Source organism: Marinobacterium rhizophilum, assembly GCF_024397915.1.
Classification (GTDB): Bacteria; Pseudomonadota; Gammaproteobacteria; order Pseudomonadales; family Balneatricaceae; genus Marinobacterium_A; species Marinobacterium_A rhizophilum_A.
The window spans coordinates 1,627,694-1,652,995 of record NZ_CP073347.1; the positions used below are offsets into that span (position 1 = coordinate 1,627,694).

The window sequence follows — 25,302 nt, forward strand, 5'->3', positions numbered from 1 at the left end:
GGCGCCGCTCTCCTGACGTTGCGTCCAGCATGATGTCCCTCATTACCTGCAGAAAAATGCGCCATTTGTTGTTTGGCCCGGGCTTACCTATGCTTTTTCAGTGAACGCAGGCGGCCTGATGCAGCCAGCCATTCAATGATCCGCCAATGCCCTGTCACCCCGTTTTCGGTTACGCAGCCACAGGCGAGGCGTCTGGCAGGGGTTACAGGTACACGGGGCCGGCAGTAAAGGCGCGGCCGAATAAGGGAGTGATCTCCGGTGATTCGATTAGAGAGGATCTTCGGTGGATTGCGCAGCCGGCTCCTGCTGCTGGTGGCACTCGCGGTCATTCCGGCCTTCATTCTGATCGTAACCGCCAATATCGACGCCCGCCGCACGGCCACCCGCACTGTGCAGGCCGACTTGCAGCGACTGATACGCCTGACCGTCGGCCAGCAACAGCAATTTATCGAGGGTGCCCGGCAACTGCTGGCTGCGCTGGCTCACCTGCCCTCTGTGCGTGAACAGGACGGCGCGGCCTGCAGCGCACTGTTCGCCGACTTTCTGCGCCTCTATCCGTTTTACGCCAACCTGGGGGCCTCCAACCTTGAGGGGGACATCTTTTGCAGCGCCCTGCGCATAACCCGGCGCATTAATCTCGCTGACCGCGCCTATGCAATAGGGGCACTGAGCAGCGGCGGTTTCGCCATCGGCGAATACCAGATAGGCCGCATTACCGGCAAAGCCGCGGTCAACTTCGGCGCGCCGGTATTCGATGCACAGGGTAAGCCCCAGGGCATCGTCTATGCCGCCCTTGATCTGTCCTGGCTGGAAAAACAGGCCCGCGAAGCCGAGCTCGACCCCGGTACATCGCTGACGCTGCTCGATCGCAACGGCAAGATCCTGGTGCACTATCCGTCGGCGCAACAGGTCGCGGGCACCTCCATTGCCGATACGCCTCTGTTCAAGGAAATTCAGGCCACCCGGGGCCGTGGTGCCTTTGAGACCCATAATCTTGCCGGCGCGAAAAGCCTGTTCGTGGTCGCGCCCATTCAGGGCGAAACGACCGCGGGCGCGGATGAAAATTACGCGGTGTACCTGGCTATCGGCGTACCCAGGGATCTCGCCTTTGCCGATATCAACCGCGAATTCAGCCGCAACCTGCTGATCTTTGGCCTGGTGGCTCTGGTAGCCCTGGCACTGGCCTGGGCCTTTGCCAATGTGCTGATCCTGCGCTCGGTGGATGCATTGCGAAGCGCCACCAAAGCGCTTGAAGCCGGCAATCTGCAAGCCCGCACGGGCCTCAAACCGGGCAAGAGTGAACTGGCGGATCTGGCACACAGCTTCGATGCCATGGCCGAAAGGCTGCAGGACCGGGAACTGAAACTCAGCCGCTCACTGGCCGAAACCACCGAGCTGAAAAACCTGCTGGACAATCTGTTTGCCTCGATCGTGAGTGGTGTCATGACGTCGGATCTGGATGGCAATATCAGCATGTGCAACCGTGCCGCCGTGCGCATTCTCGGTTTAAGGGACAACAGCGACCTGGTCGGGAAGAACCTCGCCGAGCTGTTGCCACCCCTGGGCACCTCCCTGCTGCCCTACCTGTTCAAGGTGCGCAAGTCCGATCAGCCGGTTATTGGTATCGAGTTGAGCCAGTTGCTCCCCCAGCGCGGCACCGTCCATCTGCGCTTCAATATCTCGGGGCTGCGCGCCGCCGACGAAATCCAGGGCATCGCCATGGTGCTCGATGATGTCACCGAGAAAAAACGCATGGAAGCACAGCACCTGCTGCTGCAATCGATGGTGTCTCCGGCAATACTGGAACAACTGGACCCAGAACATCTTCAGCTCGGCGGCCAGCGTAGCGAAATTACGGTGATGTTCGCCGACATTCACGGTTTTACCAGTATCAGCGAACAGCTGAACGCGGAGGACCTGGTCAGCCTGCTGAACCAGTACCTGGCAGCCATGGCCAATGCGATACTCATCGAAGAGGGCACCATCGACAAGTTTCTCGGCGATGCGGTGATGGCCTGGTTCAATGCGCCGGTTCCTCAGCCTGACCATGTCCTGCGGGCCATTCGCTCGGCCCTGGCCATCCGCCAGGCTATTCGCTCCCTGCATGACAGCTTGTCACCCATCTTTCGCCTGTCCTTCGGCATTGGCATCCATGTCGGTGAAGCGGTGCTTGGGCTGGTGGGCACCCAGGACCGCGTCGAATACACCGCGATCGGTGACGACGTCAATACTGCCAAACGCATCCAGGAACATGCGGGTATCGACCAGATCCTGCTCAGCGCCGCCGTTTACGCGCAGGTTGCAGACCAGATCGAGGTCCACCCGGCCATCGAGATTCAGGTCAAGGGCAAACACCTGCCGCTACGGGTCTACGAACTCATTGGCCTGAAATAACACCCGGGCGACATCAGCGGTTGCGACTTTCCAGCAGCGCTTCCATGCGCGACAGCTGCTCGCGCATGGCCTGCACATCATCCCGCAGGCCATGCAGCTCGGCGGCCTCGCCTTCGCCCGACTCCAGCTCCATCTGCACGCTTTCCTTTTGCATCACGTCCAGCACGATGCCGATCATCATGTTCAGGAATACAAAGGAATTAAGGAAGATAAAGGTAATGAAATAGATCCAGCTGTAGGGAAAGTGCTCCATGGTGGGATAGAGCACTGCCGTGGCCCAGCTTTCGAAGGTGGCCACCTGGAACAGCGTCAGCATGGCCAGGGCGATATTGCCCCAGAGCTTTTCGTTCACCTCGTGGAACAGGAAGCTGCCGATGGCGCCGTAGATATAGAAAATAATGAACATCAGCAGCGCAACGTAACCCATGCGCGGAATGGACTTGAACAGCGCCGTGACCAGCATGCGCAGCTCGGGGATCATCGATACCAGCCGCAGCACCCGGAAGATGCGCAACAGCCGCGCCAGCAGCACCATCTCCGAATCATCCATCGGAATAAGGCTGGCCGTGACGATGATGAAATCAAAGATATTCCAGCCTTTGCTGAAAAAATCCCGCAGACGACGTTCGCCTGCCATGCGGATCAGGATTTCCACCAGGAAGAAGGCGGTTACACCCATATCCAGAATCTGCAATGCCTGCTCGAAGCGGCTGGTTTCCGAGTAGGTTTTGGCACCGACCAGCAGGGCCGACACGATTATGATGCTGATGACCAGGGCTTCAAACAGCTTGTTGGCACGCAGGCGCTCAAAACGCGCCTGCAGGGTACTGACGGAATAGCTCATAGACAACTCGACTGCAACAGGCTGCGCGCTGTTGCAGCACGCAGAGTAAAATGGACGGGCGTGATTATCGCCGATCCGTATTACTCTGCAAATACTCAAGAGCCTGAATACAACCTGCCGCCATGCTGCAGCTCGCCGCGCGAACGGCCACCGCGCCAAACCGGACCCGCCCACCGGGTGCGCTGGCGCTGTATCCAGCCCGGCGCCGGTGATCAGCGGACGCTGAAGGTCCCGACCATGCCCTTTCCTTCTAAGCCAGCGGAATAGAAGCTGAATTCGCCCGTTTTCACCGGCACGAAGTAGAGCTCGGCTTCGCCTTCCTGCTCGAACTCCAGTTCAGTGAGGCTCACGGCCTTGATCTCCAAATCGCCGGCCTCGACCTTGCGCAAAAAGATGCTGGCGAAGAACTCTGGTGCGCGGATGGCATATTCCTTGCGCCCGGTGGAGATCACCTCGAGCTTGTAGGCCTTGCCGGTCTCCAGCTCGTAACGCTTTTCGGACATCGAGTAATCGCTCTCCTCGCTGCCCAGCACCAGCGCCGGCAGTTCGGTCGGCAGTCGAGTAAGGTCGCCCTCGGCCAGAGCCTGGGGGGCGATAAAGAGGCTGGCGGCCAGGACGGCTGCGGCAATCGGTCGAGTAATCATTGTTGTTATTCCTTTTGATCGTTGTAGTCCCTTCCATGCTAGCCCCCGCGAAACCGCACCCAAATGCTACTTCGGTACTGATCGAACGGTACTTTCTGCATATTTCGTCGCTGCGCTCATCCCCCTAAGCTGGGCCTACATAACACAACAAGAAAGACTCGCGATGAAAACCCGACGCCTCCTCAAAACCGGCGCTCTGATACTGGCCTTGCAGTGCGGCGGCGCCCTCGGCACCGACGGCACCGACGACCTGGAAACCCGCATCGGCTACCTCAGCTACCGTCAGACGACGCCGCCAGCACTGTCGAACATTCTGCCGGAGCCCCGGGATAGCGGCCTGCGTGGCGCCGAACTCGGCATCGTGGACAGCAATACCACCGGCCGCTTTCTCAAGCAGCGCTACCATCTGAGCGACACCTCCAGCGACGATCCGAACGCCGTGCTAGAGCAGGCACAGGCCATGCAGGACAGCGGCATCGGCCTGTTCGTCGCCGACCTGCCCGCCGCCCAGCTGGCCGAACTGAGTGCCCGCCTCGGCCCCGCTGCGCTGATCTTCAATGCCGGCAGTGCCGACGATGGGCTCAGAACCGATCAGTGCCTGGGCAATGTGCTGCATACCTTACCGAGCCGGGCCATGCTGGCCGATGCACTGGCGCAGTGGCTGGCGTCGCGCAAGTGGCAAAACTGGCTGCTGATCGTTGGCAGCCAGCCACAAGACCGGGCGTACGCGGATGCGCTGCATCGGGCGGCCAAACGCTTTGGCGGCCACGTCATCGCTGAAAAAGCCTGGAGCTTCGATACCGATTTGCGCCGCAGCGCCCAGAGCGAGATGCCGCTATTCACCCAGGGCGAGGACTATGATGCTGTGCTGGTCGCCGACGAGCGCGGCGATTTCGGCGAATATGTGCTCTATAACAGCTGGCTGCCACGCCCGGTGGCCGGCACCCAGGGACTGACCCCCGTGGCCTGGCACCGGGTCGTTGAGCAATGGGGTGCTGCCCAGCTGCAAAGCCGCTTCGAAGACCTTGCCGGTCGCTGGATGCAAAGCCGCGATTACGCCGCCTGGACAGCTGTCCGTTCCATCGCCGAAGCCGTCACCCAGCTCAAGACGGCCGAGCCCGCAGCGCTACGCGACTTCCTGTTCTCGGAGCGTTTCCAGCTGGCCGCGTTCAAGGGGCGCAAGCTGAGCTACCGCCCCTGGAGCGGCCAGCTGCGCCAGCCCATTCCACTGGTGCATTCCCGCTCGCTGGTATCCCAGTCGCCGCAGGAGGGCATCCTGCACCCCCTGACCGATCTCGACAGCCTGGGCTTCGATGCGCCCGAAAGCCGCTGCGCTGCAAAGTACACCAACAGAGGAAAATAACAATGAGAATGCCGACACGCCGAACCGCCCTGAGCCTGGCCTGCGGCCTGCTGCTGTCGCCGCTGGCCCTGGCCGAAATCGCCTACGTCTCGAACGAGAAAGACGATACCCTGTCGCTGATCGACCTCGATAGCCTCGAGGTCATTAACACACTTGATGTCGGCCAGCGACCGCGCGGCATCACCCTGTCGAAGGACGGCAGCAAGCTGTTTATCTGCGCCAGCGATTCGGACACCGTGCAGGTGATGGACCTGGCAACCCACAAAATCATCGCCAGCCTGCCGTCGGGCGAAGACCCGGAGCAGTTCGCGTTGCACCCCAACGACCAGTTGCTTTATATCGCCAACGAGGACGATGCACTGGTCACGGTAGTAGACGTGAACAGCCATGAGGTCATCGCCCAGATCGACGTGGGCGTGGAACCCGAGGGCATGGCAGTCAGCCCCGATGGCAAGTGGGTGATCAACACCAGCGAAACCACCAACATGCTGCACTGGATCGATACGGCAACCAATACGCTGGTAGACAACACCCTGGTGGACCAGCGCCCGCGCCATGTCGAGTTCAGCAAGGACGGCAGCCTGGTCTGGGCCAGCGCCGAAATCGGCGGCACCGTGGCGGTGGTCGATGTGAGTACACGCCAGATCATCCACAAACTGGAGTTCGAAATCCGCGGCGTGCATAGGGACAAGGTACAGCCGGTGGGCATCAAGCTCAGCTCGGACGGCCGCTATGCCTTTGTTGCCCTGGGCCCGGCCAATCACATCGCCGTGGTGGACGCCAAAACCTACGAGGTGCTGGACTACCTGCTGGTGGGCCGGCGCGTCTGGCATCTGGAATTCAACGGCGATGAATCTCGCCTGCTGAGCAGCAACGGCGTTAGCGGCGATGTCTCGGTGATCGATGTCGAGTCCCTCAAGGTCATCAAATCCGTCAAGGTGGGCCGCTATCCCTGGGGCCTGGCGGTGACACCCTGATGACCATTGCCGTACAGGGGCTGGGATTCAACTACGGCGCCAGGGTCGCCCTGGCGGATCTCAGCTTCGAACTACAACCCGGCAGTTTCAACGCCCTGCTGGGCCCCAACGGTGCCGGCAAAAGCACCCTGTTTGGCCTGCTGACGCGGCTGCTGGCATTGCAGCAGGGCGACATACAGCTGTTCGGCCTGCCGCTTCGCCGGCACGCCGGCGCCGTGATGCGCCGCCTGGGCGTGGTGTTTCAACAGGGCTCGCTGGACATGGACCTGAGCGTAGCCCAGAACCTGGCCTACCACGGTGCGCTCCAGGGGCTGGGGCAACGCGAGATTCGCCATCGAATGCACGCTGAGCTGGAACGCCTCGAGCTCGGAGATCGCCTGCACGAGCGCGTGCGTAACCTCAATGGCGGCCACCGTCGCCGTGTCGAGATCGCCCGCGCCCTGCTGCACCGCCCGGCGGTATTGCTGCTGGATGAAGCCACCGTGGGGCTGGACACCCAGACCCGGGCAGCGCTGAACCACTATGTACGCCGCCTGTGCAACGAGGACGGCCTGACGGTGCTCTGGGCCACCCACCTGATCGAGGAAATCGATGCCACGGATCGGGTACTGCTGCTGCACCAGGGCCGTCTGCGGGCCGACAACAGTGCTGCGGGCCTGTGCGAGGCCACAGGTACAACCAGCCTGGGCCAGGCCTTTGCCCTGCTGACCCGCTCATCACCGGAGCTGGCGCCATGAACACCCCTGTGCCCGCAACGCCAGACGCCACCAGCCAGACGGCAACAGTGCCACCAGGGCCAGGCGCCGGCGCCTACTGGCAATGCTTTAGCGGGATTCTGAAACGGGAATACCTGCGTTTTGTGCAGCAGCGCAGCCGCTTTCTGAGTTCCCTGGTACGCCCGCTTTTGTGGCTGGTGGTGTTTGCCGCGGGCTTTCGTGCCGCCCTCGGCGTAGCGATCATCCCGCCCTACCAGACCTACATTACCTACGAAACCTATATAGCGCCGGGCCTGTGCTGCATGATCCTGCTGTTCAACGGCATGCAGAGTTCACTGTCGATGGTGTATGACCGCGAAATGGGCAGCATGCGTGTGCTGCTGATGAGCCCGCTGCCGCGCAGCTGGCTGCTGCTGTGCAAACTGATGGCCATCGGCCTGATTTCCCTGACCCAGGTGTACGCCTTTTTGCTTCTCGCCTGGCTGGCCGTGGACCTGGAGCCGCCGCTACTGGGCTATGTCACCGTGCTGCCGGCGCTCTTCCTGACGGCCGTGATGCTCGGCGCCATCGGGCTCTTTCTGTCGTCCCGTATCCGCCAGCTGGAAAACTTCGCCGGCGTCATGAACTTCGTCATCTTCCCGATGTTTTTTATCTCGTCCGCTCTCTACCCGCTGTGGAAAATGCGCGAAGCCAGCGAATGGCTGTACTGGCTGTGCCTGGCCAACCCCTTCACCCACGCGGTGGAACTGATACGCCATGCGCTCTATGGCCAGCTGAACCTGAACGCCCTGGCCATCACCGCCGGCACGACCCTGCTGTTCGCCTTGCTGGCGGTGCTGGGGTTCAACCCGCAGCGCGCTGCGGTCGGGGGCAAGGTGAAAGGTGAAAGCAAGATAACGGTATAAACTCTCGGTGTCAGCAAAATATTCGGCCATATCGGCGATATGGCCTCGCACCGAAACATCGGTAGCCCGAGTATTCCGCGACTCACACCGCCCAGGCACTCAACGGGTAAAAGCGTACGGCCGGGTTCAGCGACCCGGCAGGGTCACGTTCAGTTCCAGAATGGAACAGTGATCATTGTTCTCCAGCTGGATGTTCACGCTGTCCTGGTCCGTTACAACACAACGCCCTGCCCGTATAAAGAGCCGAATGACGTCCAGGTTGCAGCCCTGCAACGGGAGCACTGCGCCCCCGGGCTCGGGGACGCCCGCTGACTAACGATCCGGCAGCGTCACGTTGAGCTCAAGCACGGAACAGTGATCATTGTTTTCCAGCTGGATGTTCACGCTGTCCCGGTCTATCGCAACCCCCTGCCCGTATAAAGAGCCGAATGACGTCCAGGTTGTAGCCCTGCAACGGGAGCACTGCGCCCCCGGGCTCGGGCTCGGGCTCGGGCTCGGGAGCGAGCGTAGACTAGCGATCCGGCAGCGTCACGTTGAGCTCAAGCACGGAACAGTGATCATTGTTTTACAGCTGGATGTTCACGCTGTCCTGGTCCGTTACAACACAACGCCCTGCCCGTATAAAGAGCCGAATGACGTCCAGGTTGCAGCCCTGCAACGGGAGCACTGCGCCCTCGGGCTCGGGGACGCCCGCTGACTAGCGATCCGGCAGCGTCACGTTGAGCTCAAGCACGGAACAGTGATCATTGTTTTACAGCTGGATGTTCACGCTGTCCTGGTCCGTTACAACACAACGCCCTGCCCGTATAAAGAGCCAAATGACGTCCAGGTTGTAGCCCTGCAACGGGAGCACTGCGCCCCCGGGCTCAGGGACGCCCGCTGACTAACGATCCGGCAGCGTCACGTTGAGCTCAAGCACGGAACAGTGATCATTGTTTTACAGCTGGATGTTCACGCTGTCCTGGTCCGTTACAACACAACGCCCTGCCCGTATAAAGAGCCGAATGACGTCCAGGTTGCAGCCCTGCAACGGGAGCACTGCGCCCCCGGGCTCGGGGACGCCCGCTGACTAACGATCCGGCAGCGTCACGTTGAGCTCAAGCACGGAACAGTGATCATTGTTTTCCAGCTGGATATTGATGCTTTCCTGGTCTATCGCGACGTACTTGCGAATGACATCAAGAATTTCCTGCTGCATCTGTGGCAGGTAGTCCGGCTGCTGGCGTTGCCCGCGTTCGTGCGCAACGATGATTTGCAGCCGCTCCTTGGCAACTGACGCAGACGAGGCTTTGGACTTGCTGCGAAAGTAATCAAAAATGCTCACTACTTACCTCCCAGCAGGCGTTTGAAGAATCCTTTTTTCTGTACTTCGAGAAAGCGGTGCTCCACTTCCTCACCCAGCAGGCGCGCCACGGCATCGCTGTATGCCTGGCCCGCTTCGGTTTCTTGATCCAGAATGACCGGCATCCCCTGGTTGGACGCCTTCAGTACGGCTTCGGACTCCGGAATCACGCCGATCAACGGAATGGCCAGAATCTCCTCGACGTCCTGTACGCTGAGCATTTCACCCGCCAGAACACGGGACGGGTTGTAGCGGGTCAGCAGCAGATGTTCCTGTACCGGCTCCTCGCCGGCTTCAACACGGCGGGTCTTGCTCTGCAGGATGCCCAAGATGCGATCAGAGTCACGCACCGAGGACACTTCCGGGTTGGTCACTACTACGGCGATATCCGCGTAGTACAGCGCCATCTGGGCGCCCTTTTCGATCCCGGCCGGGGAGTCACAAACGATGTAATCGAAATCGCGGGACAGCTCGTTCAGCACGGCCTGGACACCTTCCTGGCTCAGTGCGTCCTTGTCGCGGGTCTGGGACGCCGGCAAGATAAACAGGTTCGGCGTGCGCTTGTCCTTGATCAGCGCCTGGTTGAGGGTCGCTTCCTTGTTAATCACGTTAACAAAGTCGTACACCACTCGCCGCTCGCAGCCCATGATCAGGTCGAGGTTACGCAGGCCGACATCAAAGTCGATAATGGCGGTTTTAAAGCCGCGTAGCGCAAGGCCCGTGCCGATGGCGGCGCTACTGGTCGTTTTGCCAACGCCTCCCTTGCCGGAGGTCACCACGATAATTTTAGCCAACAGCCTCTCCTCAATTTTGCCTGCTTCACCCGGTTCGCGAGTATTCATCAAAGCGCACCCACATGCAACGTGTCGTCCAGCAGATACACCTGTGCCGGGGCCTTCCAGGTAAGCTCACGCAAACTGTCGCTCAACTTGAAATTGCCGGCCACCGAGACCAGTTCCGCTTCCAGACTCTGGCAGAAAATGCGCGCCTGCACATCACCGCGCACCCCTGCCAGCGCGCGGCCGCGCAAGGGACCGTAAACATGAATATGGCCGTCGGCCAGAATTTCGGCGCCTTCGCTCACCGCCGCCATCACGATTAGGTCACTGCCCTCGGCATAGACCTGCTGGCCGGAGCGAATCGGGCGGGTAATGATCTTGCTGGGGCGGTGGACAAGCTTTTCCTCCACCACGGTACGCACCACCACTTCCGGCTCTGGCGCCGCAGCCGGCGCAGTTTCGGGAACCGCTGCGCGGCCGCCCTGCCCGGCCGGAATCAACACCAGCCCGGTGTCTTGCAGGTCGTCATTAAGCGCGGCCGGCGCGCCCTTGAACGCCATCGGGCGCAGGCCGAAGTCACGACAGAGCGCAATCAGCTCGGGAAAGTCGATCGACTGCGCATCCGCCTCGAGCTTCTCCAGGCTAATCACCACCGGCGTCTGATGGAAAAACATCGGCGCCTGGCGCACCTTGGCTTCAAGTTCTGCACTGAAGTCGGCGCGGGAGTAACGGTACAGCTCGAGTACGATCGCGGTTACAACACTTCCCTTGAGCTGGAAGCTGAGTGAATTCATGCACCTGGTCCTTCTGCTGCGGCACTGCGCCGACCTTAAAGCCGGTTATTCTACTGAACTTGAATCACCAAGGGGTAGCGACTTACAGCTGATGCTCGTGAATGAAGCTGTTCAGGCTGTCATAGGTCCAGGGGGTGCCTTCGGGGCAGAGATGGCCGTGCTCGTTAAGCTTGTCGACCATGACCTTGAGATTATCACCCTTCTTGCGCAAGCCGCGGACAAAACCGATGGCCTCGTCAATACGCAGCTGGCGCGCCGGATCCGGTGCCTGGGCATCTTTCTTACGTGAAACGACCACCTTGATTGATTTGCTCATACTGCCATCCTGCGCTGAGAGTGTCTGCCAACATAATGCCGTTTTCGGGCGCAGCGGCGCAAGCCTGCACAAGCTCAGGAACAAGCGGCAAGGAAAAAAGGGGGCAAGGGGCGAGGTACACGGGGCAAGTGGAAAGGGGAAAGGGGAAGGGCAAGATGGTGGAGTGACCCCGAATTGGCGGCCACCTGCTCGCACTTCAGCAGGAGCAAATAAAAAACGAATAACGAATAAAAAGACGGGGCTGCCGCGCGGGAGGCAAGTACCCAACAGCCGGGCGCCAGGGCGGCGCCCGGTACGCAGGATCAGTCCTTGCGTGCGGTCACTTCCAGCAGGTGGTAACCGAACTGGGTCTTGACTGGACCCTGAACAGTGTTCAGCGGCGCGCTGAATACAACCTGGTCGAACTCGGGGACCATCTGGCCGCGACCAAAGTTACCCAGGTCGCCACCGCGGGCGCCGGACGGGCATTCAGAGAATTCGCGTGCCGCTGCGGCGAAATCGCCACCGGCTTCAATGCTGGCCTTCAGTTCCAGACATTTGGCTTCGCTCTTAACCAGGATGTGACGTGCACTTGCAGTTGCCATGTTCGCTCCACTCGCTTTGTTGCGGTTGTCGGGTCAGCCAGCTTCGCCGATCAGGGCGCAGCTGACAACCTTTGGGTCCATTAATGGTGATGACCGCCCACACCGTGGGCATGGCCGTGGGATATTTCTTCGGCGCTGGCCGCACGCACATCTGTCACTTCGACATCAAAGGTGATCGTCTTGCCCGCCAGCGGGTGATTGGTATCCACCGTCACCATGAACTTGCCGACTTTGAGGATCTGCACCTGGCGCACGCCCTGGTCGGTCTGCACGCTGGCGACCATGCCCGGACGCCATTTCTTGGCGCCCTGCAGGTGCTTGACCGGGATACGCTGCTCGGAATCTTCGGTCCTTGAGCCGTAGGCATCTTCCGGTGCCAGGGTCACGCTGAAGATATCGCCGGCACTGTGACCTTCGAGTGCCTTTTCCAGCCCGGCCATCATGTTCTGATGCCCGTGCAGGTACGCCATCGGGTCGCCCTTGCGGCTATTTTCCAGTTCATTCCCTTCAGCATCGCGCAGGTTGTAATGAAACTGCACCACGCAATCTTTGGTGATCTCCATCGAGTCACTCCCACCAGTTTTCAAAGCGCGCAAGTATCGTGCAAACACCGCCAGCGGGCAAGCCCGGCGGCGCTTTCACGGGCACTGTTACCGCATCGGTTATTCGCTGTCGCTATCCGGTACCGGCGGCTTTTTGCTGCGTAGCATGGGCGCGAAGCCATCATCCGACACCACCTTGCTCTTGGCGCGTCCGGGCCTTGGCCGCTGCGGCGCGTCCTTGCGCTTGTTGCGGGCCTTGCGCCCCATCGGTTCCGCCGCCTGGACCGGCACCCGCGGCGGCTTCACCGGTGCAGGCACCAGCCCCTTGAACTTGCCGACCATGCCGTCAATGGTGGAATACTCGATATCCTGCTGCAGCATGCGCCGGATGCGCGTCAGGCTGTCCCAGTCCTTGGGCCCCACCAGGGAAATGGCATCCCCCTTGGCACCGGCACGCCCCGTACGGCCGATACGGTGCACATACTCTTCGCTGTGGCGCGGCAGATCGAAGTTGATGACCAGTGAGACGTTGAGCAGATCAAGACCACGGGATGCCAGATCCGTGGTCACCAGCACCTGCTGCTGACCACGACTGAAGCGGTCCATGATGCGATTGCGCTCGCTTTGGGCCAGCTCACCGCTGAGCGCGGCGGTCTTCAGACCGCGCTCGCCCAGCCACTGGGCCAGGCGGTCCGTATCGCCACGGGTGGCGGTAAAAATAATCGCCTGCTGGAATTTCTCATGGCCAAGCAGGTGTCCCAGCAGTGCCTGCTTGTGATCCAGATGGTCACAGAGGTAAAACCGCTGGCGGATATCCCCGTGGGGCCGGGTGACGGCATCAATGGCGATCCGCTTGGGGTCTTTCAGCAGGTCACCTGCGAGCGCTTCCACCTCGGCGTGATCCAGGGTGGCCGAGAACAGCAGCGTCTGGCGCAAGCGGTGGTTGGCCGCCGCGTTGATCTGGCGTAGCTGATCGGCAAAGCCCAGATCCAGCATGCGGTCCGCTTCGTCGAGCACCAGCATTTCCAGCCCCGCCAGCACCAGGGTGCGGGCATCCAGATGGTTCGCCAGGCGTCCGGGGGTCGCAACCACGAAATCCGGATCGCGGCGCAGCAGCTTTTCCTGATCGTTAAAGTTCTCTCCGCCCTGGATCAGCACGCCCTTGAGCTGGCTGCCGGCCAGCAGGGAACGCAGCTGGCCATAGACCTGCCCGGCCAGTTCCCGCGTGGGCACCAGAATCAGCACCCGCGGGTCGCGCTTGGTCAGGGACTTGCGTTTGGTAACCCGCTGCAGCGCCGGCACCAGGTACGCCAGCGTCTTGCCAGAGCCGGTTTTGGAGGAGGCAATCAGGTCACGATCATTGAGCGCAAACGGAATCGCCTGCTGCTGAATTTCAGTGGCCTGACTGAAATTCAGCTGCTCAAGCAGCTTGAGCAGACGTTTATCCAGGGGCAGATCGGTGAATAGCAAGGGCTAGCTCCACTCAGGGGTAAGGGTCGGCATCAGCGCCGGCACGGTATAGACACAGAGGCGCACAGCGATCATTCAACCACCGCGATGCGCAGCGCATCCAGTTCGAGGTGCACCAGATCGATCTGGCCCCGCACCTGCTCCAGCTGCTGCTCCAGCAGCTCGATCTCTTCGTCACGAATATTGGGGTTTACCTGGGCCAGTGCCCGCATGCGGGTGATTTCCGCCCCCAGCAGCTCGTCAGCCCGGGCACGGGCCTGCTCGCGCACGCTTGCGTCCCGGGTAGCCGCCTGGGCCTCGGCCCGCGCCACCATTTCGGTGAGCTGGGGCCTGGCATGGCCCACCAGCGACTGGGCGGTGCGGCGGCCGACCCGCTCAGCCAGCTTGTTGAGATGGCTGTGGCCGATGATCGCGCTCAGATCGTTGCCATTGTTATCCAGCACCAGGCGCACCGAATGCTGCCCCAGGTAGCGCTGCATCTGCAGGGAGCGGGGCGCGGTGCAGCGCAGGTTGAAAAAGGCTTCGAGCAACAGGGTGCCTGGCGGCAGCGGCGGCAACTTGAGGCTGCACAGCGCCGTATTGCCAAATTCGCCGTCACTGATCAGTTCCATGGCGCCGCTTACCAGCGGATGTTCCCAGGTCAGGAACTGCATGTCTTCGCGGGACAAGGCAAGGCCGCGCTGGAAGGTGGCGGTGATGCCGTCTTCCGGCAGGCCCGGCAGGCTCGATACCGGCATATGGTTCCCCGGGTGCAGCACCAGGCTGTCGGGACCGTGGGTCTGCTGCTCGACACCGAACAGGTCGAATACCCGTTCCATGTATCCGGCCAGTTCCAGCGAACGGGACGCATCCGCCACCTGCTCGATGATACGTGCGGCGGGCTCCGGCTGGCAGGAGTTGAGTTCCAGCAGGCGATCGCGCCCGGCATGCAACTGCTCCCGTAATTCGTCGGCGCGGTGACGGGTATCGTCCAGCAGCTGCTGCAACTGGGCGTCGTCGTAGCATTCCAGCAGTTCGCGCAGCGCCGGGGCGAACTGCTGGAACAGCGCCTGGCCTGCCGGGTTGCAGCGTTTGAAGGCATTGATACCCAGGTCAAACCAGTTCAGCAGCACCGCTTGCGGGCTCTGCTCGAAATAGGGCACGTGAATCTGGACGTCGTTGCGCTGGCCAATACGGTCCAGGCGGCCGATACGCTGTTCGAGCAGGTCGGGATTAAGCGGCAGATCAAACAATACCAGGTGATGGGCGAACTGGAAGTTGCGGCCCTCGCTGCCGATCTCCGAGCAGATCAGCACCTGGGCGCTGTCATCTTCATCGGCGAAATAGGCCGCGGCACGGTCACGTTCCAGCAGGCTCATGCCTTCATGGAAAACCGCCGCCTTGACGCCTTCGAACAGACGCAGCTGTTTCTCCAGCGCCCGGGCCGTGTTCTTGCGCGCGCAAATCACCAGGGTCTTGTCGTCGCGGTGCTCACGCAACCACTCGGACAGCCACTCCACCCGGGGGTCCCAGTCGAGCCAGTCTTCATCAAAACCGGACTCCGGATGCAGTACCGCATCGAGACTGCTATCCAGCAGCACATCGGCATAGGCTTCGGGCAGCACCAGCGGATAGCGATACAGCTCGCGCTTGGGAAAGCCCTGCACTGCCTCACGGGTGTTGCGGAACAGCACGCGGCCAGTGCCATGGCGGTCCAGCAGGCTGGCAATGGCATCGGTAATCAGGTGCGCGATATCCCCATCGGCCAGCTCTGCGCGCAGCGGTTCAAGCGCCGCCTCGCCCAGGTAGTGCTCCAGGGATGCCAACAGTTCCGGCGCATCGCGCAACTGGTCGCGCACGTCCTCGGCCTGCAGCCGCTGTACCAGGTTGCTGATGGTGCGGTATTCGGACTCCTCGTCACGAAACGCCTGCAAGTCATGGTAGCGATCCGGGTCCAGCAAACGCAGGCGCGCAAAGTGACCGTCCTGACCCAGCTGTTCGGGCGTCGCAGTCAGCAACAGCAGTCCGGAAATCGTCTTGGCCAGGGATTCGATCGCCTTGTAGCTGTGGCTGGCGGCTTCCTCGCTCCAGCCCAGGTGATGGGCTTCATCAACCACCAGCAGATCCCAGCCCGCTTCCATCGCGGCACGGTGCCGCTCGTCATCGCCGGTCAGGAACGACAGACTGCATAGCACCAGCTGGGCGCTCTCGAACGGATTGCCCTCGCCGGCCGCTTCAAGAGCGACACAGCGCAGCGGGTCCAGAATGCTGAAACGCAGGTTGAAGCGGCGCAGCATTTCCACCAGCCACTGATGCACCAGGCTGTCGGGCACCACCACCAGCACACGCTGGGCACGGCCGCTGCACAGCAGCTGGTGCATGATCAGGCCGGCTTCAACGGTCTTGCCAAGGCCGACTTCATCGGCGAGCAGCACGCGCTGCACCGGGCGGCGTGCCACCTGGCTGGCAATAAAGTACTGATGCGGCAACAGCTGCGCGCGACCACCGAGCAGGCCATAGGCCTCTGACTGGCGATGACGCTGCAGGTGCTCCTGGGTGTCGACCCGCAGCAGGAAGGCGCTGTTTTTGTCGACCTGGCCCGCAAACAGGCGATCCTGGGGCTTGCTGAAACGCACCCGGCTGTCGAGCTCAAGCTCCGCCAGGGTCAGGCTTTCGCCGTGCTGATCGGTACCGTGATAAAAAAGACAGCCATTCAGCTCCTGGCGTTCGGTAATCTGCAGCTCGATACCGGATGTGCTGCGAACCTTGTCGCCCACCGGGTACTCGACACGGCTGAGCGGCGCATTGGTCACCGCGTAGGTGCGCTGTTCTTCGACTGCCGGGAAATTAAGGGTGACGCTACGCCCCGTCTGCTCGACAACAACACCGAGCCCAAGCTCCGATTCGGTGTTGCTGATCCAGCGCTGACCGGGGGAAAACTGCGGCCTTGACAATGTACTTTACTCGCTTTCACTGCTGAATGTTTTAGGCTGCGCATGATAGGGGCTGGGACCGTCATGAACAAGTCACAAGACGCCTCCCCGCGGCCACGACGGTTTTAATACCCCGTCACCAGATCGGTACCCGCACCGGGCGTGCGGCTACAGGCCGCACCCAAGGCAAGCCCCCTGAACAACCTTGCGAAGACTGCAAAATTAATACACGCCTGTCGCGGCGCTTTTACGGTATTCTATGCAGCCATTCAAACAGTTTAGCTGGCGAACCCCCGAACGATGTCCTTTCTTGACCTCGATTTAGATCTCGAACTGCAACAGCACCTGATCGAATCGGGCTTTTCCAGCCCGACGCCGATCCAGCAGCAATCCATTCCGCTGACCCTTGATGGTCAGGATATTCTGGCAACAGCGCCTACCGGCAGCGGCAAGACGCTGGCGTTCCTGCTGCCCGCGTTGCAGCACCTGCTGGATCAGCCGCCGCGCACGGGCCTGTCGCCCCGCGTGCTGATCCTGAGCCCGACCCGGGAGCTGGCGAGCCAGATTCTGCGGGTGGTGGAATCCTTCGCCGCCGAGCTTTCAATCGACTGCGGCCTGATTGTTGGCGGCGTGCCCTACGGCAACCAGAAGCAGATCATGGAAGCGGGCATGGATCTGCTGATCGCAACCCCCGGCCGCCTGCTGGAACTGGACGAGAAAGACTGGGTTGACCTGAGTGACGTTAACCTGCTGATTATCGACGAAGCCGACCGCATGCTGGATCTGGGCTTCCAGGAGCCGCTGAACGAGATTGCCAGCCTGGTGCCAACGGTGCACCAGACACTGATGTTCTCCGCCACCCTGGAGTCCGCCCCCATCCAGCTGCTGGCCGGCAAGCTGCTCAAGCCCGACGCCAGCCAGGTTGCGGTCAGCAATGCCCGCGCCATGGCCGGCAATATCGAACACAGCATACTGCGGGCCGACAACGACGAACACAAGCTGGCACTGTTCAAGTCCCTGATCAGCGATGAAACCATCGATCAGGCACTGGTCTTCGTCAATTCACGCAAGCAGGTCGAACAGTGGGTTGCCATCGTGCGCGCCATGGGCATCATGTGCGACGGCCTGCACGGTGAAATGGACCAGGGCGAACGCACCTTGCACATGAAGCAGTTGCGCCGCGGCCGCCTCAAGGTACTGGTGGCCACCGACGTCGCCTCGCGCGGTCTCGACCTGGCCAACATCACCCATGTCATCAACCTGAACCTGCCCCTCAAGGCCGACTCCTATATCCACCGCGCCGGGCGAGCCGGGCGTGACGGTTCCCAGGGCATCGCGGTGTCCATCGTCGATTCGCTGGACTGGCCCCGGGTTGGCCGTATCGAGCGCTACCTGCAACAGCCGCTCAAACGCCGCAAGATTGAAGGCCTTGAGCCCAGCAAGCCCGAACCCCGGGCCGACAAGCAGGCCAAGAAAAGCAAGGCCAAGGCCAAAGCGAAGAAAAAAGCCGATATCAAGCCCGGCAAGTCACGCAAGAAGCTCAAGGGGCCACGCCCGGCCACGCCGCGCCAACCGGACGAAACGGGCGATCAGCGCAGCAGTGCATCCGGCAAGCCGCGCACCCCGTCGACTGACAGGGCGCAATCCGGCGGCACTGGTGCCAACAGCCGCAATGACAGCCGCAGCAAAACCGCTAACGCGCCTCGCCGCCACACCGGCAGCGACAGTCGCGGCGCCAAGCCTGGCAACGCGCGCAGCAATGGCACACGCGCCTCCGGCGGCTCTCGGGACAGCAAAAAGCGCGACTAGTCCTGCGATGACCGAAACCAAAGTGACACAAACGCACAAGGCAATGGATTAAACGCCTGGCTGGCTTTAATCTGTGCGTTTGTGTTGGCGACAAGACCCAACAGACGCCGTCAGATTTGCAGGGAGCACCCACGCGGCCATGATTTCACCCGTTTACAGCGGCGCCCGACGCCAGCCCCCCATCACTCGTAGCCGCAGCCGAGTGCTGCTTGCCGCTTTGTGTATCGCCCTGCTGCAGGGCTGCGCCAGCTCCAACCTCGGCACCCCGACGAATACCACCGAACAGGTCGCACCCGACCCGGAGCAGCAGACCATCAGTCAGCTGTATGAACTGCACCGCCAGTGGCGCGGCACGCCCTACCGCTATGGCGGCACCAGCCGCAATGGCATCGACTGTTCGGCCCTGATTCAGCAGGGCTTTCGCCGGCATTTCAACCAGGAACTGCCCCGCACTACGGAAGGCCTGCTCAGCGTGGGCGACGTCGTTTCCGCCGAGGAACTGCGCCCCGGGGACCTGGTGTTTTTCAGAACCGGGAGCTATGGCCGCCATGCGGGCATCTATATCGAGAACGGCCGCTTCCTGCACGCATCCACCAGCCGCGGCGTGATGATTTCGGACCTGACAAACCCCTACTGGAAACGCCACTACTGGACTGCCCGCCGCATCGACCGGCCAGTGAGCAACGATTCCTGAACACATTCCTGAGCACATCAGCGCCCCGGGGGCAGAATATTTTCCAGCCCTGCACGGCTATGCAATAATGGCCGCCCTATTCCAGCAATCTCATTCCAAGGTCGGTAATCGTGAGCAACAAGATCATCGCATTTCAGGGTTTCAAGGGTGCCTATTCGCACCTTTCCTGCGTCCGTGTCCATCCGGAAATGGAAGCCTTTGCCTGCGAGACCTTTAGCGACGCGATGTTCATGGTAGAACGCGGCGAAGCAGAGCTCGCCATGATCCCGCTGGAAAATTCCACCGCAGGCCGGGTAGAGGAAATCTACCGCCTGATGCCCAAAACCGAGCTGCACATCATCGGTGAACATTTTGAACCGGTAAATCACTGCCTGCTGGGCATTCCCGGCAGTCGCATCGAGGACATCACCGAGGCGGCCTCCCATCCCCAGGCGCTGGCCCAGTGCGACACCCACCTCAAGTCCCTGGGCATAGTACCGGTGGCCAGTCTCGATACGGCCGGTGCCGCGGCAGAACTGGCCGCAGCCCCCAGCAAACACCAGGCCGCCATTGCCTCGAGCCTGGCCGCCGAGCTTTACGGGCTGCACATCCTGCGGGACAACTTCCAGGACAAGACCGGCAATACGACCCGCTTTCTGATCCTGTCCAAAACCAGCCGGATGCCGGTGTTTGACCCTGCGGTCACCTTCATGACGTCCATCATGTTCGCCGTGCGCAACATGCCGGCAGCGTTGTACAAGGCACTCGGCGGCTTTGCCACCAACGGCGTCAATGCCATCAAGCTCGAAAGCTACATGGCGTCTGATACCATGCAGGCCACCAGCTTTCACCTGGACGTGGAAGGCCACCCGGATCAGCGCTCCATGCAGTACGCACTGCAGGAGCTGGATTTTTTCGCCAAGGACGTGCGCATCATGGGCACTTACCCAGCGCACCCGTTCCGCTACCGCAGGGACACCCTGGTCGAATAACGAGGGCTTGCACAGCAGCGCACGGCATGGGCAACCTCTCAGCGTCGGCCCACCCGTTGCGCTACCGCAGGGACACCCTGGTCGAATAGCGAGGGCTTGCACAGCAGCGCACGGCATGGGCAACCTCTCAGCGTCGGCCCACCCGTTGCGCTACCGCAAGGACACCCTGGTCGAATAGCGAGGGCTTGCACAGCAGCGCATGGCATGGGCAACCTCTCAGCGCCGGCCCACCCGGTGCGCTACCGCAAGGACACCCCGGTCGAATAGCGAGGGCTTGCACAACAGCGCACGGCATGGGCAACCTCTCAGCGCCGGCGCACCCGTTCCACTACCGCAGGGACACCCTGGTCGAATAACGAGGGCTTGCACAGCTGCGCATGGCATGGGCAACCTCTCAGCGCCGGCGCACCCGTTCCGCTACCGCAAAGACACCCTGGTCGAATAGCGAGGGCTTGCACTACCGCAGAGGCAGGCTGGTCGAATAGCCCGCTGAACGTGTAACCTCAACACGGCCCAGCGCTCAACAAAAAGCCCGGATCAGCTTGGCCTGGTCCGGGCTTTTTGCATGCAGAGGTGCCGAGAAACCTTCGGCGCCAACGGCTTCCTGCCAGAGCAGAGCCCCACCTGCCACCTGTTCAAGCGCTACTTGTCCGCATCACTCTTGTTCGACAACTGCCCCAGCACGTAACCCGCGATACCGCTGAGAATGGCCCCGGTGATATTCCCTTCCAGCCGTCCAGCCAGGCTCAGCACCACCGTGGCCGCGATGACTCCCATCACCGTGACCGTCTTGAAAAACGACGGACTACGCAGGATATCCATGATATTTTCCCGGGAGTTGGCCACCGCACGCCAGAACAGGCCCCACATCACCACCAGGCCCACGGTGGCCAGAACCGCGAGCCCTGCGATGTACTCTGCGCTCAGCGTAACCGCGTCCTTTGCTAGCTCTGCGTCCATGGCATGATCCTTCATTCGCTCACCGCTGCGTTGCCGGCCGCCAGGCTACCGATGCCGACGGTCTGCAAAGTCTGGCGCAGATTGGCCCTGTCGGCCAGCCCCGCAATCTGTCGCCATGCCGGACACCCTGTAACCCTGCTCAAAAGCCCTGGAGCACGCCGCAATGTCGCTCAGGGCGTTGCGGGCATCACGATATCCGCCTTGGTCGAGGCCATGATATCGAGCAGTTCTGCGGTTTCCGCCTCGGGGACTTCATGCCGGGCCAGTACCTCCTTGAACAGCACGATCATTCGATCCCATTCCGCCTCGGTGATATTGAGGTGTGCATGGGCCGCCTTCATGTCTCGCCCATGGTAGCTACAGGGTCCACCGGTCACCTCGCACACCATCGCCGTCACCTGATATTTCAGATAGGGGGCGGGTACCACCTTGCGACTGGCGTCTACCGCCGGGTTCGCCTTGATCTGGTCATCCGAGACCACGGCATCAAAAAACTCATTCACCACCACCGAGATGGACATCAGCCCTCCCAGCCGCTCGAACAGCGATCTCGATTCAGCCTCGCCCTGGGCCAGGACCCCGGGGGACCCTGCCAGTAGGACTAGCGCTAAATACAGCAGATTCAGATGTTTCAGTGCGGTATTGAACATACAAACCTCCGCCTGGTTATGAAAATACCTGCCACGCGCCTGCTGCCAGCACAGGCCGTGCCCTTCACGACACAGCGGTCATGTACAGATTCAGTGTAATGGAAAAACGGGGCGATACCGGCAACCAGAGGCGGCAACATTTGCGAAGGCCTCCCACCGGTCAGGGCATTTTCCGGTGACAGGGGCCCGTGACTGCTGAAAGACAGGGCTCGGGCACCTATACTCCTTCTTTCTTGTCTTTCTCACCATCAGGAGCCCACCGATGTCATCGCGCATTTACTGCACCGCCCAGTTCAAGCCTCGCCCAGGCAGGGACGCCGAACTCTTTGCCAAACTACAGTCCCTCGAACCCAATACATTGCGTGAAGACGGCTGCATCCAGTACCGCGTCACCCGCCAGATCAGCAGTGATTTCGCCACCGGCGAGAGCTACCCCATCGTGTTTCACGAAATCTGGCAGGATATGCACAGCTTCGAGCAGCACTGCCAGCGCCGGGAAATAGCGGACTTTTTCAGCCGCTACTGTGAGTCACCCGACGGCCTGGCCGAGTCCTGGAATGTTTGCGTCTATTCCGACGCCGCCGATGAGCCGACCTGAGGACGCGCATTGTCAGCCGCCAGGCCCGACAGGACCCGCTCAACCCGGCCCTGCAATTGATCCACTCCCGCCGAGCGAGCAACCTGGCGGGCCAGCCTGCGAAACTACTGCTAGGATTAGCGTGACTGTTTGACGATCAAGAAGGCTCCAACCCGGCCTCGCCATACAACAAGAAGCGCTCGGTTGCAGGTGTCAGGCCGGTACTCAACACCCTGCATCCCGCCAGACTTGCTCGGGGAAGGAACACCATGATATCCAGCGACTGCCCGCCTGATTCTCCGATGCAGCCGGACCAACAGCCTGGGCATACGGCGCCATTCGTGCTGTATCCGTCTTCCAGCAGGTTGTTGAAAAGCGTTGGCGAGGCAGCTAGCGCAAGGCAAAAATCGTCGAAAGGAGGGCGTTTATGGCCGATAAATGACCAGCTTGAGACGATTTTTAACGCCGCGAAAGCAACGCAGATAGTTTTCCAGCAGCCTGCTCCCCAGGCCCGCCGCTAATGCACAGAACCTACCAGCACAGTTCCCTGAGCGATGCCGACGCTACCCTGAACTATCTGCTGGACATCATCGTTGAAGGCACCTGGGACTGGCACGCGGACACCGGCCGGGTCGAGCGAAACCCCGGCTGGTACCGCATGCTCGGCTACGAGGTCGGCGGACTCAAAGAGGATGTCTTTACCTGGGAAAACATCATTCACCCGGACGACTATGCCCGTGTGATCGATTACATCGAGAGTTTCATCGCTGGCAAGCGCCAAGACTACTGTATCGACTACCGTTGCAAAAAAGCCGACGGTCACTACCTCTGGATACGGGATCGTGCCCGGATCATCAGCCGCCATCCCGATGGCAGCGCCTCCAGAATTATCGGTGCCCACGAGAACATCCACGCCCGGACAAGCACCCAGGATGAACTGATCGAACAGAACAGGCACCTGCGCGACGACAGCGTTACGCTGGAACACACGCTACAGCAAAAAGCGCGGGAGCTGGAAGCCAAAAACCAGGAGCTGGAAGACAAGATTCGCGAAGTCGAATACATATCCAACACGGACCAGCTCACCGAAATCGCCAACCGCAAACGCTTCGAAGAGAAAATCCTGCAGGAAATCCGTCGCGCCCGACGCTATAGCCACCCGCTCTCTCTGGCGCTGTTCGACCTGGATCTGTTCAAGAACATCAACGACACCCATGGTCACAGCGCCGGCGACCGGGTTCTGCGCAGTATCGCCGACCTGGTACGCCCGAATATCCGCAGCCTGGACTGTTTTGCCCGCTGGGGCGGCGAAGAGTTCACCCTGATTTTTCCCAGCATGGCGCTTGATGGCGCCCTACAGGCCTGCGAAAAGCTGCGCGGTCTGATTCAGCAGCACGAAGTCAAACCCGGGCTGTGCATCACGGCCAGCTTCGGTGTCAGCCTGTTTGCCCGCAATGACAGCTTCGAAGACTTGCTGCGGCGCGCCGATGATGCCCTCTACCGCGCCAAGGCCCTGGGCCGCAACCGGGTGGAAGTACAAGCCAGCAGTGCATCGACACCACCCCGCGAAAAGCAGGAAGACACAGCGGCGCCCTGATCCCAGCCCTGAACCGACACGACATCCACGCTCCCGTGCTGCCTGGCCCCTGCTGGCATCAGCGGCTGAAAACGCACTGCATCGTCATATTCGGCACTCAAGACTGTCGATTCCTGCGAACTGCCTCGCACAGCGCCATTGCACACCCGTGCGCTGTATTGGAATAATGCCAGGCAAGTATGAATATGATCAGAACCCACCGCTCACACGACCTGGCGCGCTTGCGCCGCCTTGCCCTGGCGGCGCAAGGCTTGCTGCAGGCCCAGCCCTTTGGGGCCGGGATGGCAGGGGCACACCAGGCGATTAACCACCTGGGCTATGTACAGATCGATACCATATCAGTGGTGGAGCGCGCGCATCATCATGTCTTGCACGCCAGAGTGCCCAGGTTCAGGCCAGCCATGACCCAGCAAATGCTACTCGATGGGGACATTTTCGAGTACTGGGCACACGCGGCCGCTTTTCTGCCCATCGCCGACTTTCGCTTCTCCTTGCCCTACAAGCACGCCATCAGGTGCGGCCAAGTCCACTGGTATAAAAACCCTGACAGGAAACTCATGGGAGAGCTGTTGGCACGCATAGGTTCAGAAGGCCCTCTGCGCGCCCGGGACCTGGAAACGGGCAGCACCAGGCGCGCAGCCTGGTGGGACTGGAAACCGGCCAAGAAAGCACTCGAACAGCTGTACATGCAAGGCGACCTTATGGTCAGCAGCCGCGAAGGCTTCCAGAAAACCTATGACCTGACCGAGCGGGTACTGCCATCCGGGGTAAATTCACGCATGCCAAGCGTGGAAGAATTTGCGGCGCACATTCTCGACCAGCAGTTGCGCTGCCATGGCTTTGCGTCACTCAAGGGGCTGACCTACCTGCGCCGCAACACTGAGCTGCGCAATGCGGTGAAAAACCTGGTAAACGCCAGGTTGGCAGAGCAGACCCTGGAGCAGGTGCAACTTGGCAGTGGCGCCGTATTTATCCTGGAAGCCGGTGCACTTGAGCGCCCCCTGCCCCGCGTTCACAGCCGCATGCAGATTCTTTCGCCCTTCGACAACTGCGTGATTCAGCGCGAACGCCTCAAAGCCCTGTTTCAATTCGACTACCAGATAGAATGCTACGTACCCGCCCCCAAACGCCAGTACGGCTATTTTTCCCTGCCACTGCTGTACCGCGATGCATTTATTGGCCGCATGGATGCCAAGGCCCATCGAAAAACCGGCCAGCTGGAGATCAAGTCGCTGCATTTCGAGCAACACCGTTTTGATGAAGACGCTATCATTGCGGCCTTTGCAGACGCGATTGCAGCGTTCTGCCGTTTTCAACAATGTGACTCGGTGTCTTTGGCCAGGGTTGAACCCAATCATCTCACCGGGCGTCTGCACAGCGCGCTAGAACCGCTGGCGTGACGCCAGGCTAGAAGCCGCTTTGCGGGAGGATGCGCATCCACAGGGCCGCGGGATTGCAGCCC

General features: G+C 61.0%; 24 protein-coding genes. 11 read left to right on the forward strand and 13 right to left on the reverse strand.

The features are described from left to right. Positions 1-258 precede the first annotated feature (258 nt). On the forward strand, positions 259-2,394 hold the full coding sequence (locus tag KDW95_RS07240) for an adenylate/guanylate cyclase domain-containing protein (RefSeq protein WP_255855614.1): 2,136 nt from the start codon (positions 259-261) through the stop codon (positions 2,392-2,394). A 13-nt stretch (positions 2,395-2,407) separates the two neighbouring features. On the opposite strand, the gene KDW95_RS07245 is transcribed toward KDW95_RS07240, so the two are convergent. Both KDW95_RS07245 and KDW95_RS07250 read right to left on the reverse strand, forming a co-directional pair. Continuing rightward, on the reverse strand, positions 2,408-3,238 hold the full coding sequence (locus KDW95_RS07245; RefSeq protein ID WP_255855615.1) for an ion transporter: 831 nt from the start codon (positions 3,236-3,238) through the stop codon (positions 2,408-2,410). Between the two features lie 212 nt (positions 3,239-3,450). Next, positions 3,451-3,882 carry a copper-binding protein gene (locus KDW95_RS07250; RefSeq protein ID WP_255855616.1) on the reverse strand — a complete coding sequence of 144 codons (432 nt, stop codon included), beginning with the start codon at positions 3,880-3,882 and terminating at the stop codon, positions 3,451-3,453. 163 nt (positions 3,883-4,045) lie between these two features. On the opposite strand from KDW95_RS07250, the gene KDW95_RS07255 reads away from it, so the two are divergent. Genes KDW95_RS07255 through KDW95_RS07270 form a run of 4 tightly spaced genes read left to right on the forward strand, consistent with a single transcriptional unit; the run spans position 4,046 to position 7,843 of the window. After that, positions 4,046-5,245, forward strand: a complete 1,200-nt coding sequence (locus KDW95_RS07255; RefSeq protein WP_255855617.1) for an ABC transporter substrate-binding protein — start codon at positions 4,046-4,048, stop codon at positions 5,243-5,245. A gap of 2 nt (positions 5,246-5,247) precedes the next feature. Further along, positions 5,248-6,222 (forward strand): YVTN family beta-propeller repeat protein, encoded by a 975-nt coding sequence (locus tag KDW95_RS07260; protein WP_255855618.1) that lies wholly within the window; start codon positions 5,248-5,250, stop codon positions 6,220-6,222. Continuing rightward, entirely contained in the window at positions 6,222-6,959 is a 738-nt protein-coding gene (locus KDW95_RS07265) for an ABC transporter ATP-binding protein (protein WP_255855619.1), read from the forward strand. Before KDW95_RS07260 ends, KDW95_RS07265 begins: the two co-directional genes overlap by 1 nt. Then, entirely contained in the window at positions 6,956-7,843 is an 888-nt protein-coding gene (locus KDW95_RS07270) for an ABC transporter permease (RefSeq protein ID WP_255855620.1), read from the forward strand. The genes KDW95_RS07265 and KDW95_RS07270 overlap by 4 nt, the downstream gene beginning before the upstream one ends. 126 nt (positions 7,844-7,969) lie before the next feature. Here the strand turns inward: KDW95_RS07270 and KDW95_RS07275 are convergent, their stop codons facing one another. The 9 genes from KDW95_RS07275 to rapA all read right to left on the reverse strand — a co-directional run bounded on the left by KDW95_RS07275 (position 7,970) and on the right by rapA (position 16,603). Further along, complete coding sequence (locus tag KDW95_RS07275) at positions 7,970-8,125, reverse strand: hypothetical protein (protein WP_255855621.1); 156 nt, start codon at positions 8,123-8,125, stop codon at positions 7,970-7,972. A 787-nt stretch (positions 8,126-8,912) separates the two neighbouring features. Next, complete coding sequence (minE, locus tag KDW95_RS07280; RefSeq protein WP_255855622.1) at positions 8,913-9,167, reverse strand: cell division topological specificity factor MinE; 255 nt, start codon at positions 9,165-9,167, stop codon at positions 8,913-8,915. Beyond that, positions 9,167-9,979, reverse strand: coding sequence for a septum site-determining protein MinD (minD, locus tag KDW95_RS07285; RefSeq protein WP_255855623.1), 813 nt, complete (start codon positions 9,977-9,979; stop codon positions 9,167-9,169). The genes minE and minD overlap by 1 nt, the downstream gene beginning before the upstream one ends. 47 nt (positions 9,980-10,026) lie before the next feature. Continuing rightward, on the reverse strand, positions 10,027-10,758 hold the full coding sequence (gene minC, locus KDW95_RS07290; protein ID WP_255855624.1) for a septum site-determining protein MinC: 732 nt from the start codon (positions 10,756-10,758) through the stop codon (positions 10,027-10,029). Between the two features lie 82 nt (positions 10,759-10,840). Continuing rightward, complete coding sequence (locus KDW95_RS07295) at positions 10,841-11,074, reverse strand: hypothetical protein (protein ID WP_255855625.1); 234 nt, start codon at positions 11,072-11,074, stop codon at positions 10,841-10,843. A gap of 302 nt (positions 11,075-11,376) precedes the next feature. Further along, a complete protein-coding gene (locus KDW95_RS07300; RefSeq protein WP_255855626.1) occupies positions 11,377-11,658 on the reverse strand; it encodes a peptidylprolyl isomerase in 282 nt (93 codons plus the stop codon). 80 nt (positions 11,659-11,738) lie between these two features. Beyond that, on the reverse strand, positions 11,739-12,221 hold the full coding sequence (locus KDW95_RS07305) for an FKBP-type peptidyl-prolyl cis-trans isomerase (RefSeq protein ID WP_255855627.1): 483 nt from the start codon (positions 12,219-12,221) through the stop codon (positions 11,739-11,741). 99 nt (positions 12,222-12,320) lie between these two features. Next, positions 12,321-13,670, reverse strand: a complete 1,350-nt coding sequence (locus KDW95_RS07310) for a DEAD/DEAH box helicase (protein WP_255855628.1) — start codon at positions 13,668-13,670, stop codon at positions 12,321-12,323. A gap of 71 nt (positions 13,671-13,741) precedes the next feature. Continuing rightward, on the reverse strand, positions 13,742-16,603 hold the full coding sequence (rapA, locus tag KDW95_RS07315; protein ID WP_255855629.1) for an RNA polymerase-associated protein RapA: 2,862 nt from the start codon (positions 16,601-16,603) through the stop codon (positions 13,742-13,744). Between the two features lie 279 nt (positions 16,604-16,882). Between rapA and KDW95_RS07320 the strand changes: the two genes are divergently transcribed. The 3 genes from KDW95_RS07320 (at position 16,883) to KDW95_RS07330 (ending at position 20,056) form a co-directional block, all read left to right on the forward strand. Beyond that, on the forward strand, positions 16,883-18,391 hold the full coding sequence (locus tag KDW95_RS07320) for a DEAD/DEAH box helicase (RefSeq protein WP_255855630.1): 1,509 nt from the start codon (positions 16,883-16,885) through the stop codon (positions 18,389-18,391). A gap of 139 nt (positions 18,392-18,530) precedes the next feature. Further along, positions 18,531-19,085, forward strand: a complete 555-nt coding sequence (locus KDW95_RS07325; RefSeq protein ID WP_255855631.1) for a C40 family peptidase — start codon at positions 18,531-18,533, stop codon at positions 19,083-19,085. A gap of 110 nt (positions 19,086-19,195) precedes the next feature. Continuing rightward, positions 19,196-20,056: a prephenate dehydratase gene (locus KDW95_RS07330; RefSeq protein WP_255855632.1), complete on the forward strand. Its 861-nt coding sequence runs from the start codon at positions 19,196-19,198 to the stop codon at positions 20,054-20,056. A 642-nt stretch (positions 20,057-20,698) separates the two neighbouring features. Here KDW95_RS07330 and KDW95_RS07335 read toward each other — a convergent pair. Next, complete coding sequence (locus KDW95_RS07335; RefSeq protein WP_255855633.1) at positions 20,699-21,016, reverse strand: hypothetical protein; 318 nt, start codon at positions 21,014-21,016, stop codon at positions 20,699-20,701. Positions 21,017-21,186: 170 nt separating this feature from the next. Beyond that, complete coding sequence (locus tag KDW95_RS07340) at positions 21,187-21,666, reverse strand: group I truncated hemoglobin (RefSeq protein WP_255855634.1); 480 nt, start codon at positions 21,664-21,666, stop codon at positions 21,187-21,189. A 262-nt stretch (positions 21,667-21,928) separates the two neighbouring features. On the opposite strand from KDW95_RS07340, the gene KDW95_RS07345 reads away from it, so the two are divergent. The 3 genes from KDW95_RS07345 to KDW95_RS07355 all read left to right on the forward strand — a co-directional run bounded on the left by KDW95_RS07345 (position 21,929) and on the right by KDW95_RS07355 (position 25,240). Then, entirely contained in the window at positions 21,929-22,264 is a 336-nt protein-coding gene (locus KDW95_RS07345) for a putative quinol monooxygenase (protein ID WP_255855635.1), read from the forward strand. Between the two features lie 499 nt (positions 22,265-22,763). Then, entirely contained in the window at positions 22,764-23,840 is a 1,077-nt protein-coding gene (locus tag KDW95_RS07350; RefSeq protein WP_255855636.1) for a sensor domain-containing diguanylate cyclase, read from the forward strand. A 185-nt stretch (positions 23,841-24,025) separates the two neighbouring features. Then, positions 24,026-25,240 carry a winged helix-turn-helix domain-containing protein gene (locus KDW95_RS07355; protein WP_255855637.1) on the forward strand — a complete coding sequence of 405 codons (1,215 nt, stop codon included), beginning with the start codon at positions 24,026-24,028 and terminating at the stop codon, positions 25,238-25,240. Positions 25,241-25,302 lie beyond the last annotated feature (62 nt).

Excerpts from the sequence above, each read along its gene's own strand:
- KDW95_RS07335 (WP_255855633.1), bottom strand. The coding sequence starts at position 21,016 with ATGGACGCAGAGCTAGCAAAGGACGCGGTTACGCTGAGCGCAGAGTAC.
- KDW95_RS07320 (WP_255855630.1), top strand. The coding sequence starts at position 16,883 with ATGTCCTTTCTTGACCTCGATTTAGATCTCGAACTGCAACAGCACCTG.
- KDW95_RS07270 (WP_255855620.1), top strand. The coding sequence starts at position 6,956 with ATGAACACCCCTGTGCCCGCAACGCCAGACGCCACCAGCCAGACGGCA.
- KDW95_RS07245 (WP_255855615.1), bottom strand. The coding sequence starts at position 3,238 with ATGAGCTATTCCGTCAGTACCCTGCAGGCGCGTTTTGAGCGCCTGCGT.
- KDW95_RS07355 (WP_255855637.1), top strand. The coding sequence starts at position 24,026 with ATGATCAGAACCCACCGCTCACACGACCTGGCGCGCTTGCGCCGCCTT.
- KDW95_RS07305 (WP_255855627.1), bottom strand. The coding sequence starts at position 12,221 with ATGGAGATCACCAAAGATTGCGTGGTGCAGTTTCATTACAACCTGCGC.
- KDW95_RS07345 (WP_255855635.1), top strand. The coding sequence starts at position 21,929 with ATGTCATCGCGCATTTACTGCACCGCCCAGTTCAAGCCTCGCCCAGGC.
- KDW95_RS07325 (WP_255855631.1), top strand. The coding sequence starts at position 18,531 with ATGATTTCACCCGTTTACAGCGGCGCCCGACGCCAGCCCCCCATCACT.
- KDW95_RS07350 (WP_255855636.1), top strand. The coding sequence starts at position 22,764 with ATGCACAGAACCTACCAGCACAGTTCCCTGAGCGATGCCGACGCTACC.
- KDW95_RS07260 (WP_255855618.1), top strand. The coding sequence starts at position 5,248 with ATGAGAATGCCGACACGCCGAACCGCCCTGAGCCTGGCCTGCGGCCTG.
- KDW95_RS07265 (WP_255855619.1), top strand. The coding sequence starts at position 6,222 with ATGACCATTGCCGTACAGGGGCTGGGATTCAACTACGGCGCCAGGGTC.
- minC (WP_255855624.1), bottom strand. The coding sequence starts at position 10,758 with ATGAATTCACTCAGCTTCCAGCTCAAGGGAAGTGTTGTAACCGCGATC.
- KDW95_RS07295 (WP_255855625.1), bottom strand. The coding sequence starts at position 11,074 with ATGAGCAAATCAATCAAGGTGGTCGTTTCACGTAAGAAAGATGCCCAG.
- KDW95_RS07255 (WP_255855617.1), top strand. The coding sequence starts at position 4,046 with ATGAAAACCCGACGCCTCCTCAAAACCGGCGCTCTGATACTGGCCTTG.
- KDW95_RS07250 (WP_255855616.1), bottom strand. The coding sequence starts at position 3,882 with ATGATTACTCGACCGATTGCCGCAGCCGTCCTGGCCGCCAGCCTCTTT.
- KDW95_RS07340 (WP_255855634.1), bottom strand. The coding sequence starts at position 21,666 with ATGTTCAATACCGCACTGAAACATCTGAATCTGCTGTATTTAGCGCTA.
- KDW95_RS07300 (WP_255855626.1), bottom strand. The coding sequence starts at position 11,658 with ATGGCAACTGCAAGTGCACGTCACATCCTGGTTAAGAGCGAAGCCAAA.